This window comes from Sodalis sp. (in: enterobacteria) (genome assembly GCF_051710625.1).
Taxonomy (GTDB): Bacteria; Pseudomonadota; Gammaproteobacteria; order Enterobacterales; family Enterobacteriaceae; genus JBPESN01.
The window spans coordinates 49,926-62,613 of the sequence record NZ_JBPESN010000002.1 but is presented as its reverse complement, the minus strand read 5'-3'; the positions used below and the strand labels follow the sequence as shown (position 1 = coordinate 62,613).

Genomic DNA, 12,688 nt, shown 5'->3' with positions numbered 1-12,688 from the left:
AACAGTCTCTGTAGCTTGCCGATACGGTGCTAACGTTAACCCAGCATGTGGGCAACGGTGCATCGGTTGGTCGATGAGGTGCACCACAACTGCCTCGGGCCAGCGCGAGCCGGCCTCGCCGTTCTATGATCCGGCGCAGGCGGCGCGTTATGACGCCGTGATGCGTGACTGCTATCAGATTCTCGATAAGACCATGGGTAAACTGATGGCGCAGATGGACGATAAGACGGTGCTGATGCTGGCCTCCGATCATGGCGCCGTGCCCAATGCCTATGTGTGCGATATTTACCGCTATTTGGCCAGGTATGACCTGGTCGTTCTGGACGAGCACCAGAAACCGGATATGACGCAAAGCCAGGTCTATCTCAAAGATGAGCGCGGCGGCCTGGAAATTTACGTCAATCTGGCGGGGCGTGAGGCGACCGGAATTGTGCCGCAAAGCGATTACGATGCCGTGTGCGCCAAAACGCTGCACGCACTCGGCAGCTGGCACGTACTGGAAGAGGGTGAGTTGCGCAACGCGGTCAGCCTCGCCTTGCTGAATGTAGTGGCACACTGAATTTGGCCACCTGAATAGAGGTGATATGCTCATCTCAGAACAACACGAGTGCACCAATGAAAAGAAAAAATTTTAGTCCTGAATTCAAACGCGAATCCGCCCAACTGGTTGTCGACCAAAATTACACCGCCGCGCCAGCAGCAAAAGCCATAGACGTCAGCCTTTTTACGATGACGAAATGGGTAAAACAACTGCGTGATGAGCGACAGGGGAAAACGCCAAAAGCCTCTCCCATAACCCCGGAACAAATCAAAATACGTGAGCTCAAGAAGAAGGTATAACGCATTGAAATGAAAACGAAATATTAAAAAAGGCTACAGCGCTCTTGATGTCAAACTCCCTGAACAGTTCTCGTTAATCGGGAAACTCAGAGCGCATTATCCTGTGGCCACACTCTGCCACGTGTTCAGGGTTCATCGCAGCAGTTACAAATACTGGAAAAGTCGGCCTGACAGGCCAGACGGCAGGCGAACGGTATTGCGCAGTCAGGTTCATGAACTACACAGTATCAGCCATGGTGCAGCCGGCGTGAGAAGTATCGCCACCATGGCAACCCAGAGAGGCTTCCGGATAGGGCGCTGGCTCGCAGGCAGGCTCATGAAAGAGCCGGGGCTGGTCAGTTGTCAGCAGCCGACGCACAGGTATAAGCGTGGCGGTCAGGAGCATGTTGCGATCCCGAATTATCTTGAGCGCCAGTTCGCTGTAACGGAGCCAAACCAGGTATGGTGCGGCGATGTAACGTATATCTGGACCGGGAAACTCTGGGCATACCTTGCGGTTGTTCTTGATCTGTTCGCGAGGAAAGCGGTGGGCTGGGCTATGTCGTTCTCCCCGGACAGCAGGCTGACCATCAAAGCACTGGAAATAACATGGGAAACGCGTGGTAAACCAGCCGGAGTGATGTTCCACAGCGATTGGGGTAGCCACTATACGAGCAGGCAGTTCCGACAGTTGCTGTGGCGTTACCGGATCAAACAAAGCACGAGTCGGCGTGGTAACTATTGGGATAACAGTCCGATGGAGCGCTTCTTTAAAAGTTTGAAAAATGAGTAGATGCCGGTAACGGGTTACATAAGCTTCAGCGAAGCAGCTCATGAAATTACCGACTATATCGTGGGATATTACAGCGCACTCAGGCCGCACGAATATAACGGTGGGTTTGCCACCAAACGAATCAGAAAATAGATACTGGAAAAACGCTAACGCGGTGGCCAGTTTTAGTTGACCACTACACCTCGTTGGCAAGCAGGCGGGGAATAGTTTTCGGGGCGTGAGTCGAATAACTGACACGTTGTAATCAACGCACTGTGGGCCAACTAAACCCATGAACACCCATCCCTTTGCTTTATGCCGTTGCGCCTTGTTTGCGCCGACAAGTTAGAGGGTAAGCATCAGCAGCAGACTGCCACAAATCGCCCATGGGGGTAAGTTCGCCATGGGGGGGGGGATGGGGCGTGCGGCATGGGTTGAACAATTGAACAATTGAATAATTAAGTGAGTAACTGAGCAAATGAATAGACAGGTGAGTGAATAGATGAGTAAGTGTCTCTAATGCGTTAGCCGAATGGGACAAAAAAATCCACGCCAGAGCGTGGATTTTAGTGGTTTTCATGAGACGGCATCCAACTTCGTGAAATAGTAAAGTTGATTTAAACGTTGAACAGGAAATTCATCACGTCACCGTCTTTCACCACATACTCTTTTCCTGCGGAACGCATTTTGCCGGCCTCTTTCGCGCCTTGCTCCCCTTTATAGGTAATGAAATCGGCAAAGGAAATGGTCTGGACGCGGATAAATCCTTTTTCAAAGTCGGTGTGGATTTTCCCGGCCGCCTGCGGCGCGGTGGCGCCGACCGGTATGGTCCAGGCGCACACTTCTTTGATCCCGGCGGTAAAATAGGTCTGCAAATTGAGAAGCTGATAGCCGGCGCAAATGACGCGATTCAGGCCCGGCTCTTCAAGCCCCAGCTCCGCCATGAATTCTTCGCGCTCTTCTTCATCGAGCTCGACGATATCGGATTCCACCGCGGCACAGACCGCGACCACCACCGACCCTTCAGCCGCGGCAATGGCGCGCACCTCATCCAGATAAGGATTATTGACGAAACCGTCTTCGTTGACGTTGGCGATGTACATCGTGGGTTTCAGTGTCAAGAAGCGCAGATAGTGAATGGCGCTTTTCTCTTCGACAGACAAGTCAAGCGTGCGCAGCATGCCGGCATTGCCCAGGTGAAACAGGCATTTTTCCAGCGCCGACAGCTCCAGTTTGGCATCCTTATCGCCATCCTTGGCCCGTTTTTGCACCTGGTGGATGGCGCGCTCGCACGCCTCCAGGTCGGACAAGGCCAGCTCGGTATTGATGACATCAATGTCTTCTGCCGGACAGACTTTCCCCGCCACATGAATGATATTGTCGTTTTCAAAGCAGCGCACGACATGGCCGATGGCCTCGCTCTCACGGATGTTGGTCAGGAACTGGTTGCCCAGACCTTCCCCTTTAGACGCACCTTTCACCAGTCCGGCGATATCGACAAACTTCATGGTCGTCGGCACGGTACGCTGCGGCTTGACGATCTCCGCCAATTGATCCATGCGCGCGTCGGGCATAGGCACCACGCCGGTATTCGGCTTAATGGTACAAAACGGGAAGTTGGCTGCTTCGATGCCCGCCTTGGTCAGCGCATTAAACAAAGTGGATTTGCCCACGTTAGGCAACCCGATAATACCGCATTTGAAACCCATGGTAATTTCACCTTAAATAGCTATATTATCAGCCGGTTAATTGCCATTGCCGGCATGGGGTCATTCTAAACATTCATTATACACAGAATCCGTCCATTACTCGACGCCCAGTGTTAACCGAGGCGATAGGCGTGCAGGCGATTCATGGCCTTCACGGCATCCTGGGTCACGAGGATCTCCGTGCAGCGTACCGCTTCGTCAATGGCGCCATCTATCAGCTGGCGTTCTGCTGTGGGCGGTTTGCCAAGCACAAAGCCCACGACGTGATTTTTGTCCCCAGGATGGCCGATGCCGATACGCAGGCGGTAAAACTGGGGATTGCCTAGGCGGCTGATGATGTCTTTCAGACCGTTATGGCCGCCATGGCCGCCCCCCAGCTTCAGCCGGGCGCTGCCGAGCAACAGATCCAGTTCATCGTGCGCGACCAGAATGTTCTCCGGCGCGATGCGGTAAAAGGTGGCCATGGCCGCCACCGCTTTCCCGCTAAGATTCATAAAGGTGGTGGGCACCAATAGGCGGACATCCTGGGCGCCGAGGGCCAGCCGGCCGGTGTAGCCGTAGAATTTGCTTTCTTCTTTCAGCGTCTGGCGGTAGCGCTCCGCCAGTAACTCAACGTACCAGGCGCCGGCGTTGTGGCGGGTGGCGGCGTACTCAGCGCTGGGATTGGCCAGGCCTACAATTAATTTGATCGTCACGTCTTACTCTCATCGGACGGTTTGCGCGTTAGTTTACTCTGCCCGGGCAAAACAATTCAAATCCACGGCAGAGCCGTGTCGGTGCGCTTTGCGCCGATTTGTGTGATTTATTGAAAGGTCTGTGATCGTCACCACAAGGTGACAAACTTACTCTGGCCATACTTTAAGCAGTAAAAGGAGTGCCGCCGGGCAGGGCGTCAGAAGAAACATTCAGGAAATGTAGCATGAAACGTAAATCAGCAATGCTGGTCGGCAATGGCCTCATGAGCGCAGGCATGGTACTGATGGTTGCCAGTATCGCCGTATTGGTACTGAACCAGTTGCCCCAGATCGCTATGCCTGCTCTGATGGCCAACACCGGTATTATGGGCATTTTTGTCGGCGCACTGTTGCGGCTCGCGGGCGCACGTATGAGCGGTCACGAGGAAATCTCGGATCGCTACTGGTGGCATCGCCGTTTTGACGCGCGTTGCCAGAAAAACCAGAACGCCCGCTACCGTTTTTAACGCGTAGCCCGATCCCGCCCAGCCGGGCAATACGAGGCTGACATAAGACGTGCGGCGAGCGGGGAAAGGAACCCACAATGAGAGATAAACAGACTGTGCTTTTTGGGCCAACCACGGTGACATTGCCGGGCGACCCATGTGTGATCAGTGCTCAAACATGGCCGAGATGGATTCTTCGTTGCTAATGCGGCGAATCGCCTCCGCCAGCATCCCGGACAGCGTCAGCGTACGCACGTTGTGGAGCGCCTTGATGTCCGGATCCAGCGGAATGGTATCGCAGACGATCACCTCATCTATGACCGAATTCTCGATGTTTTCATAGGCTTTGCCCGAAAAGATCGGGTGCGTGGCGTAGGCAAATACCCGCTCGGCGCCGCGCTTCTTCAGCGCTTCGGCGGCTTTGCACAAGGTACCGCCGGTATCGATCATATCATCCACCAGCACGCAGTCGCGACCCGCCACGTCGCCGATAATATGCATAACCTGTGACACGTTGGCGCGCGGGCGGCGCTTGTCGATAATCGCCATGTCGGTATCGTTAAGCAGCTTGGCTATTGCGCGCGCCCGCACGACGCCGCCGATATCGGGGGAAACGACGATCGGATTCTCCAAATCTTGTTGCAGCATATCTTCCAGCAGGATCGGGCTGCCAAACACGTTGTCCACTGGCACGTCGAAGAAGCCCTGAATCTGTTCAGCATGCAGGTCGACCGTCAGCACGCGGTCGACGCCGACGCTTGACAGAAAATCGGCCACGATTTTGGCGGTAATCGGAACGCGGGCGGAACGGACGCGGCGATCCTGACGCGCATAGCCAAAGTAGGGGATAACGGCGGTGATACGACCGGCGGAAGCCCGGCGCAGCGCATCAACCATGACCACCAGTTCCATCAGGTTGTCATTGGTGGGCGCGCAGGTGGATTGGATAATGAAAATATCGCCACCGCGAACGTTTTCATTGATTTGCACACTGACTTCGCCGTCGCTGAAACGGCCGACGGTGGCATTGCCGAGACTGGTATATAAACGGTTGGCAATACGTTTCGCCAGTTCCGGGGTGGCGTTTCCAGCAAAAAGCTTCATATCGGGCACGAGAAGAACCTTAGGTTTGCGTCCAGAGAAGGTATTGCGCCTGCATGACGCCAGGGAAGGCGGCGGCGCCATACGGGGCAATGCCATGCGGGTAATGCATCATGGCCACCGTCAGGCGGCTCATTGTGCCCCTGACAACGCGCAGTGCAGAGGGGAAACGTTAACGCCTCGGGCTACAAAACCGAGCATCCATGCCGGGGCCTGCGATAAAACCTGACGGGCGGCGGCCTCGGTATCGAATTCGGCAAATACACAAGCGCCTGTGCCAGTTAGTCGCGACGGCGCGTATTCTAACAGCCATGAAAGATGCTGTTCAACCGCGGAAAAACGTTTTCTTGCGATCGGCTCACAATCATTATGAAAAGGCACGGTCATGAGCTGGGCGAGCGAGCGCCGCGGCGTGTCTCTTTTAAGCTCAGGATCGCCGAAAATGCGTGGCGTGGCAATACTGCCCGGCGGCACGGCGACCAGATACCATTTTTCCGCCGGGGCAGCCGGCGTGAGGCGCTCGCCGATGCCTTCGGCAAACGCCGCATCGCCGCGCACAAATACCGGTACATCGGCGCCGAGCGACAGTCCTAACTGCGCCAGAGTGGCCACATCCAGCCCGCAGCGCCACTGGGCATTAAGCGCTACCAGCACGGTGGCGGCGTCGGAAGATCCTCCGCCGAGCCCCCCGCCCATCGGCAGGACTTTCTCCAACTGAATATCCGCTCCCGGCGCCGCGGAGTCACCCGCTGCCCAGCAATGGCGCTGCAACAGACTTGCGGTGCGCACGATAAGGTTGTCCTGTTCCGCTACGCCCGCTATCGGGTTCAGCAGGCGAATGCGGCCGTCGGCGGTGGGCGTAATGGTCAGCCTGTCGCCATAATCCAGAAACTGGAAAAGCGTTTGCAGCAAATGATAGCCATCGGCGCGGCGGCCGGTGATATATAAAAACAGATTAAGCTTGGCCGGGGCCGGCCACTGGCGTGTCATTACAGGCTCCAGCTATCCATTTTCAATTTGATACGATTGTCGCCCTGGCGCAACTCCAGATTCGACGGCAGCGCCGGGACGGTATCGTCGCGATAGCCTTGATAGGTCACAGTCCAGCGCTGCCCGTTGTGGCTATAGTTCAGGGTATGCAGATAGCCGCGGGAATCCAGGGTAAAATCGGTGGCGTCGCCGGGCAGGCCGAGCATCCACTGCCGCAGCTCGTTGAGCGGGATAGACATGCCGGCCAGCTTCTAGATCATCACCTCGGGATCATCGCTGACATAGCGTTTGCCCTGATTATTGACAAGCTGGGCCACGCCCGGCTGAACATTTAGATCCATCTCGGTGCTGCCGAGCGGGTTGGTCAGAATCAGCCGGTAGCGATCGGCGCTGGTCTGCTGCCAATTGAAGCGGGTGTAAACTTTCTGCTGGCTGGAAAGATAGGCGAAGGCGCCGCGGGTCTGGTAACGGCTGAGCGCGGAGACGGACTGCTGGTGGGCGCGCCATTCCGGCGATGTCTGGCTTTTGGCCAGGCCGGAAGGCGTATGGACACTACAGGCGGCCAGCAGCAGACTGGCCAGCGGCAGCAAACGGGAAACGGCGTAATTACGCTCAGGCATGACTTCAACTTCCTTCAATATCGCGGGATGATTGGCTTTCTTTCACGCTAGCGGAGGGCATCGTTGGCGTCAATGGTTTTAATAGTTTGATTTTATACTCTTATAAGTTGTACACCTTAAGGGGAGGAAAATGCGGTGCGGCTTTTCTTGCACCTGTGCATCAAGTAGAATGCGCGCAGACGATAACCATACTAACGCTTGTACTACTCTGTAACCTTAATCCATGACATTGCTCGCACTCGGTATCAATCACAAAACAGCGTTGGTCGCTTTGCGCGAAAGGGTGGCGTTCTCACCCGAGACCCTCGACCAGGCGCTGGGCAGCTTGCTTGCGCAACCGCTGGTGCAGGGCGGCGTCGTGCTGTCTACCTGTAACCGCACCGAGCTGTATTTGAGTGTTGAGCAACAGGCTGGTTTGCAAGAGGCGCTGGTACGCTGGCTGTGCGATTATCACCAGCTGGAGCCAAACGAGGTGCGCCAGAGTCTTTACTGGTATCTGGGCGACGAAGCCGTCAGCCATTTGATGCGCGTTGCCAGCGGCCTGGACTCTTTGGTGCTCGGCGAGCCGCAAATTTTGGGACAGGTAAAAAAAGCCTTCGCTGAATCCCGCCGGGGGCACGGCCTGTCGGTGGACCTGGAGCGATTGTTTCAGAAATCCTTTTCGGTTGCCAAACGGGTCCGCACCGAAACCGAGATCGGCTCCCACGCGATGTCGGTGGCGTTCGCCGCCTGCACGCTGGCGCGGCAGATATTTGAATCCCTGGCCGACGTGACGGTGCTGCTAGTGGGCGCCGGCGAAACGATTGAGCTGGTGGCGCGCCACCTGCGCGAGCATAGAGTCAAGCGCCTGCTCATCGCTAACCGCACCCGCGAGCGGGCGCAGCGGCTGGCGGAAGACGTTGGCGCTGATGTCATCAATCTGGCGGAAATTGATAACCAATTGGGTGAGGCCGACATTATTATCACCTCTACCGCCAGCACGCTGCCGATTATCGGTAAAGGGATGGTGGAGCGATCGCTGAAACAGCGCCGTTATCAGCCCATGTTATTGGTGGATATCGCCGTACCGCGCGATATCGAACCGGAGGTGGCAAAGTTGGCAGATGCCTATCTGTATACGGTGGACGATCTCCAGGCCATCATTGAAAAAAATCTGGCGCAGCGTAAACATGCCGCGGTACTGGCGGAAACCATCGTTGCGCAGGAAAGTATGGATTTTATGGGTTGGCTGCGCAGCCAGTCGGCAGTGGAGGCGATTCGCGATTACCGCACGCAGGCCGATAGCCTGCGGGGGGAGTTTGAAGCCCGCGCGCTGGCCGCACTGCGCCTTGGCGCCGACCCGGAACAGGTGGTGAAAGACATGGCGTACAAGCTGACCAACTGTCTTATCCATACGCCGACCAAATCACTGCAGCAGGCCGCCCGCGAAGGCGACGCCGAGCGACTACAAATTTTGCGCGACGGTCTCGGACTGGACACGCACTGATACACATAAGGTAAACCAGCACGCATGAAGTCCTCGATAGTCGCCAAATTGGAGGCGTTGCAAGAGCGCCGTGAAGAAGTGGAAGTTCTGCTCGGCGATCCCGGCGTCATATCCGATCAGGTTCGTTTTCGCGCCCTGTCGAAGGAGTACGCGCAGCTGTCCGATGTCACACGCTGTTTTCAGCATTGGCGGCAGGTACAAGAAGATATCCACACCGCGGAGCACCTGCTGCAGGATCCGAAAATGCGCGACATGGCGCAGGAGGAGCTGCTGGCGTCCCGCGCCAGTCTGAAACAGCTTGAGCAGCAATTGCAGGTGCTGCTGCCGCGGGATCCTGATGACGAACGCGGCTGTTTCCTGGAAGTGCGTGCCGGCACCGGCGGCGATGAGGCGGCCCTGTTCGCGGGCGACCTATTTCGCATGTACAGCCGTTACGCCGAGACCCGGCGCTGGAAGGTGGAAATCGTCAGCGCTAGCGACGGCGAGCACGGTGGCTTCAAAGAGGTCATCGCCAAGGTGTCCCATGAGGGCGCCTACGGACTACTGAAATTTGAATCCGGCGGCCATCGCGTGCAGCGCGTACCGGAAACCGAATCCCAGGGCCGTATCCATACCTCTGCCTGCACCGTGGCGGTGATGCCGGAAATCCCGGAGGCAGAGCTGCCGGAAATCAACGCCGGCGATCTATGCGTCGACACTTTCCGCTCTTCCGGCGCGGGCGGCCAGCATGTCAATACCACTGACTCGGCTATCCGCATTACCCATCTGCCCACCGGACTGGTGGTGGAATGCCAGGACGAACGCTCCCAGCACAAGAATAAAGCCAAGGCCCTGGCGGTATTGGGCGCGCGTCTGCGCGCCGCCGAAGTCCAGCGCCGGCAACAGGAAGAGTCCTCCACGCGCCGTAATCTCCTGGGCAGCGGCGATCGGACCGATCGCATCCGCACCTACAATTTTCCCCAGGGGAGGGTGACTGATCACCGTATCGGCCTGACGCTTTACAGGCTGGATGAAGTTATCGAAGGCAAGCTCGACATGCTGATCCAGCCCATTATGCAGGAGTATCAGGCCGATCAGCTCGCCGCGTTGTCCGAGACGCCCTGATGACCTGGCAGCAATGGCTGGCTCAGGCCGTGTCCCGGCTGCGCGCGGCTCTGAGTCCCAGCGCCAGGCGCGATGCCGAAATTCTGCTGGCGCAGGTGACCGGCGCGCCGCGCACCCGTCTGCTAGCTTTCGGGGAGACCCCGCTGACGGATGCGCAGCAGGCTACGCTTGAGGCGCTATTAGTGCGGCGGGAACGGGGCGAACCCGTGGCCTATTTGACCGGCGAGCGTGAGTTCTGGTCTTTGCCGCTGCGCGTGTCGGCTGACACGCTGATTCCGCGCCCCGACACCGAATGTCTGGTTCAGCGCGCCCTGGGTCTGCTGTCGCCCTGCCACGCCGAGGTGCTGGATTTGGGTACCGGCAGCGGCGCCATCGCGCTGGCGCTAGCCTCGGAGCGGCCCGAGTGGCGGATAACCGGTATCGATCGCCTGCCCGGCGCCGTGGCGCTCGCCCGCGCTAACGCCGCGCGCCTAGGGCTGGAAAATGTGCAGTTCCTCGAAGGTGCCTGGTTTAAACCATTGCAGGCGCAACGCTATCGTCTTATTGTGAGTAATCCGCCTTATATTGAGGCGGATGATCCCCATCTCACGCAGGGCGACGTACGCTTCGAGCCACGCAGCGCCCTGGTGGCGGGGGAGGATGGGCTCCAGGATCTGGCGGCAATGTGCCGCGGGGCGCAGGCCTATTTGGAACCTGGCGGTTGGCTGGTGTTAGAGCACGGCTGGCGCCAGGGGGCAGCCGTGCGCGGCCTGCTCGCGGATGCCGGTTTTGGTCAGATAGCCACGCTGCGCGATTATGGCGACAATGAGCGCGTCAGCCACGGACAATGGTCGCCCGCGCAAACGTGACCGACGTCAAGGGAGAGGAAATGCGTGCGCGATGAGCGACAACGGGATGATTGAGGACCAGGAATGGTCGCATCTGCCAGCAGTTTCCCCGCGGTCTGCCCGTCCGGGCCATGTTTTACCGCAGCTTGTTCCCGGGTGCCATTTGTTTGTCACGCCGGCTGCATCGCCGGCGCTTATCAGACTCACCCTGTTAACAGGACCATTATGAGTACGATTGCCGATTTTGAATATAACCAGCATCCGTTAAGCGAGGGAATGCCGCGCGTTACCCAGGCCATTCGGCCCAATTTTGCCGTCGAAAGCGTCCGCGCCCGGTTACAAAGCCTGACGGAAGAAGCACGGCGCCGTATTCCCGCCGACCTGGCGCAGGATGATCAGCTCGACCTGCTGATCGAGCTGTTTTACCGCACCTGGGGGCTTTAACGGCGTCGGCGGCGTTTACCGTCTGTCCGGATGCACTTTGGCTGGATACGGTATTGGACCGCCGTCAGGGGCTGCTCGCATCACTGGGGATTATTTTGCTGCATATCGCCCAGGTGCTGGGGATCCCCTTGATGCCGGTGATTTTCCCGACGCAGATGATCCTGCGAGCCGACTGGCTGGACGGCGATATGTGGCTGATAAATCCCATCAATGGTGACCCGCTAAATGCGCATACAATGGATATCTGACTGCGGGGTAATGTCGGCGAGGGGGTGCAGCTTGCTGAAGACGATCTGGAAGAAGCGGATAATAATACCGTGGTGCGCAAATTGCTCGATACCCTGAAAGGCGCGCTGATGGCCGAAAAGCAAATGGAGCTGGCGTTGCGCGCCAGCGCGGCTATGCTGGAATTTGACCCTGCGCATCCCTACGAAATCCGCGATCGCGGCCTGATTTATGTCGAGCTGGAGTGGGACCACGTGGCGCTCAACGATTTAAATTACTTTGTCGAGCAATGCCCGGAAGATCCGGTCAGCGAAATGATTAAGGTTTAGATTCGCTCCATCGAGCAAAAATCGGTTACCCTACATTGACCGGCGGCGGTGTTTGCCGCCGGTTGCCGGACAATTTTAATCAAAAAGGTGAAGCATGAGACATTTGGTGGTCAATATTGGCGACATCCAGGTAGCGAACGATCTGCCCTTCGTGCTGTTTGGCGGCATGAATGTGTTGGAGTCGCGCGATTTGGCGATGCGCATCTGCGAACACTATGTCACCGTGACGGAGAAACTGGGCATTCCCTACGTGTTCAAGGCCTCGTTTGATAAAGCCAACCGTTCCTCTATCCATTCCTATCGTGGACCGGGTCTGGACGAGGGGATGAAGATCTTCGCCGAGCTGAAAGCGCAGTTTGGCGTGAAGGTAATAACCGATGTGCACGAAGCCGACGAGGCGCAAAGCGTGGCGAACGTGGTGGATGTGATTCAATTGCCGGCATTCCTTGCCCGCCAGACCGATCTGGTGGAGGCCATGGCCCGCACCGGCGCGGTGATCAACGTAAAAAAACCGCAGTTCATCAGCCCGGGGCAGGTCGGTAATATCGTCGACAAGTTCCGGGAAGCCGGCAACCATCAGGTGATCTTATGCGATCGCGGCAGCAATTTCGGCTATGACAATCTGGTCGTGGACATGCTCGGCTTTAATGTGATGAAACAGGTTTCCAGCGGCTGTCCGGTGATTTTTGATGTGACGCATTCCCTGCAGACTCGTGACCCGTTTGGCGCCGCCTCCGGCGGGCGCCGCGCACAGGTGAGCGAATTGGCCCGCGCCGGTATGGCGGTCGGTATCGCCGGCCTGTTCATTGAAGCGCATCCGGACCCGGCGAATGCCAAATGCGATGGCCCTGCGGCCTTGCCGCTTGCCAAACTGGAGCCGTTCTTGCGCCAGATGAAAGCGATTGATGAATTGGTGAAATCCTTCCCCGAACTTGATACCGGCCACTAACGCCGGCAGAACGCATCGGCAGGGAAAGTCCCCTGCCGGTCATCGGGCCAGTAAAACCTCCGTACGCAGCCGCTCAATGCACGCGCCCGTTAGGGCGCGTGCATTGCGGCTGCCTTCTTTAATCCCGCGTCCA

The 12,688-nt window shown here is 57.4% G+C and carries 10 protein-coding genes and 3 pseudogenes; 8 read left to right on the top strand and 5 right to left on the bottom strand.

Annotated elements, in window-relative coordinates:
- The first annotated feature begins 73 nt into the window (after positions 1–73).
- Entirely contained in the window at positions 74–559 is a 486-nt protein-coding gene (locus ACTBDU_RS01260) for an alkaline phosphatase family protein (RefSeq protein ID WP_438805263.1), read from the top strand.
- A 56-nt stretch (positions 560–615) separates the two neighbouring features.
- Positions 616–1,784, top strand: a pseudogene (locus ACTBDU_RS01255) (IS3 family transposase).
- A gap of 424 nt (positions 1,785–2,208) precedes the next feature.
- Here ACTBDU_RS01255 and ychF read toward each other — a convergent pair.
- Positions 2,209–3,300: a redox-regulated ATPase YchF gene (gene ychF / locus ACTBDU_RS01250; protein WP_438805262.1), complete on the bottom strand. Its 1,092-nt coding sequence runs from the start codon at positions 3,298–3,300 to the stop codon at positions 2,209–2,211.
- Positions 3,301–3,413: 113 nt separating this feature from the next.
- On the bottom strand, positions 3,414–3,995 hold the full coding sequence (gene pth, locus ACTBDU_RS01245) for an aminoacyl-tRNA hydrolase (protein WP_438805261.1): 582 nt from the start codon (positions 3,993–3,995) through the stop codon (positions 3,414–3,416).
- Between the two features lie 224 nt (positions 3,996–4,219).
- Between pth and ychH the strand changes: the two genes are divergently transcribed.
- The gene (ychH, locus tag ACTBDU_RS01240; protein ID WP_438805260.1) at positions 4,220–4,501 is read left to right on the top strand and encodes a stress-induced protein YchH; all 282 of its coding nucleotides are present in this window, start codon (positions 4,220–4,222) and stop codon (positions 4,499–4,501) included.
- A 144-nt stretch (positions 4,502–4,645) separates the two neighbouring features.
- Here the strand turns inward: ychH and ACTBDU_RS01235 are convergent, their stop codons facing one another.
- From ACTBDU_RS01235 to lolB, 3 genes and pseudogenes are all read right to left on the bottom strand, one after another.
- Positions 4,646–5,593: a ribose-phosphate pyrophosphokinase gene (locus tag ACTBDU_RS01235; RefSeq protein WP_438805259.1), complete on the bottom strand. Its 948-nt coding sequence runs from the start codon at positions 5,591–5,593 to the stop codon at positions 4,646–4,648.
- Between the two features lie 120 nt (positions 5,594–5,713).
- The gene (gene ispE, locus ACTBDU_RS01230; RefSeq protein WP_438805258.1) at positions 5,714–6,571 is read right to left on the bottom strand and encodes a 4-(cytidine 5'-diphospho)-2-C-methyl-D-erythritol kinase; all 858 of its coding nucleotides are present in this window, start codon (positions 6,569–6,571) and stop codon (positions 5,714–5,716) included.
- A pseudogene (lolB, locus tag ACTBDU_RS01225) lies at positions 6,571–7,191 on the bottom strand (lipoprotein insertase outer membrane protein LolB). The gene ispE and the pseudogene lolB overlap by 1 nt, the downstream one beginning before the upstream one ends.
- Before the next feature lie 223 nt (positions 7,192–7,414).
- Between lolB and hemA the strand changes: the two are divergent.
- The 5 genes and pseudogenes from hemA to kdsA all read left to right on the top strand — a co-directional run bounded on the left by hemA (position 7,415) and on the right by kdsA (position 12,555).
- Positions 7,415–8,677: a glutamyl-tRNA reductase gene (hemA, locus tag ACTBDU_RS01220; protein ID WP_438805257.1), complete on the top strand. Its 1,263-nt coding sequence runs from the start codon at positions 7,415–7,417 to the stop codon at positions 8,675–8,677.
- A 24-nt stretch (positions 8,678–8,701) separates the two neighbouring features.
- Positions 8,702–9,781, top strand: coding sequence for a peptide chain release factor 1 (gene prfA / locus ACTBDU_RS01215; RefSeq protein WP_438805256.1), 1,080 nt, complete (start codon positions 8,702–8,704; stop codon positions 9,779–9,781).
- Positions 9,781–10,629, top strand: a complete 849-nt coding sequence (prmC, locus tag ACTBDU_RS01210; protein WP_438805255.1) for a peptide chain release factor N(5)-glutamine methyltransferase — start codon at positions 9,781–9,783, stop codon at positions 10,627–10,629. Before prfA ends, prmC begins: the two co-directional genes overlap by 1 nt.
- Positions 10,630–10,833: 204 nt before the next feature.
- Positions 10,834–11,606: pseudogene (sirB1, locus tag ACTBDU_RS01205) on the top strand (invasion regulator SirB1).
- Between the two features lie 94 nt (positions 11,607–11,700).
- The gene (gene kdsA, locus ACTBDU_RS01200) at positions 11,701–12,555 is read left to right on the top strand and encodes a 3-deoxy-8-phosphooctulonate synthase (RefSeq protein WP_438805254.1); all 855 of its coding nucleotides are present in this window, start codon (positions 11,701–11,703) and stop codon (positions 12,553–12,555) included.
- The last annotated feature ends 133 nt before the right edge of the window (positions 12,556–12,688 follow it).

Bases quoted from the DNA above. Each gene is read 5' to 3' on its own strand.
- ACTBDU_RS01260 (WP_438805263.1), top strand. From the start codon at position 74: ATGAGGTGCACCACAACTGCCTCGGGCCAGCGCGAGCCGGCCTCGCCG.
- ychF (WP_438805262.1), bottom strand. From the start codon at position 3,300: ATGGGTTTCAAATGCGGTATTATCGGGTTGCCTAACGTGGGCAAATCC.
- ychH (WP_438805260.1), top strand. From the start codon at position 4,220: ATGAAACGTAAATCAGCAATGCTGGTCGGCAATGGCCTCATGAGCGCA.
- ispE (WP_438805258.1), bottom strand. From the start codon at position 6,571: ATGACACGCCAGTGGCCGGCCCCGGCCAAGCTTAATCTGTTTTTATAT.
- hemA (WP_438805257.1), top strand. From the start codon at position 7,415: ATGACATTGCTCGCACTCGGTATCAATCACAAAACAGCGTTGGTCGCT.
- prfA (WP_438805256.1), top strand. From the start codon at position 8,702: ATGAAGTCCTCGATAGTCGCCAAATTGGAGGCGTTGCAAGAGCGCCGT.
- prmC (WP_438805255.1), top strand. From the start codon at position 9,781: ATGACCTGGCAGCAATGGCTGGCTCAGGCCGTGTCCCGGCTGCGCGCG.
- kdsA (WP_438805254.1), top strand. From the start codon at position 11,701: ATGAGACATTTGGTGGTCAATATTGGCGACATCCAGGTAGCGAACGAT.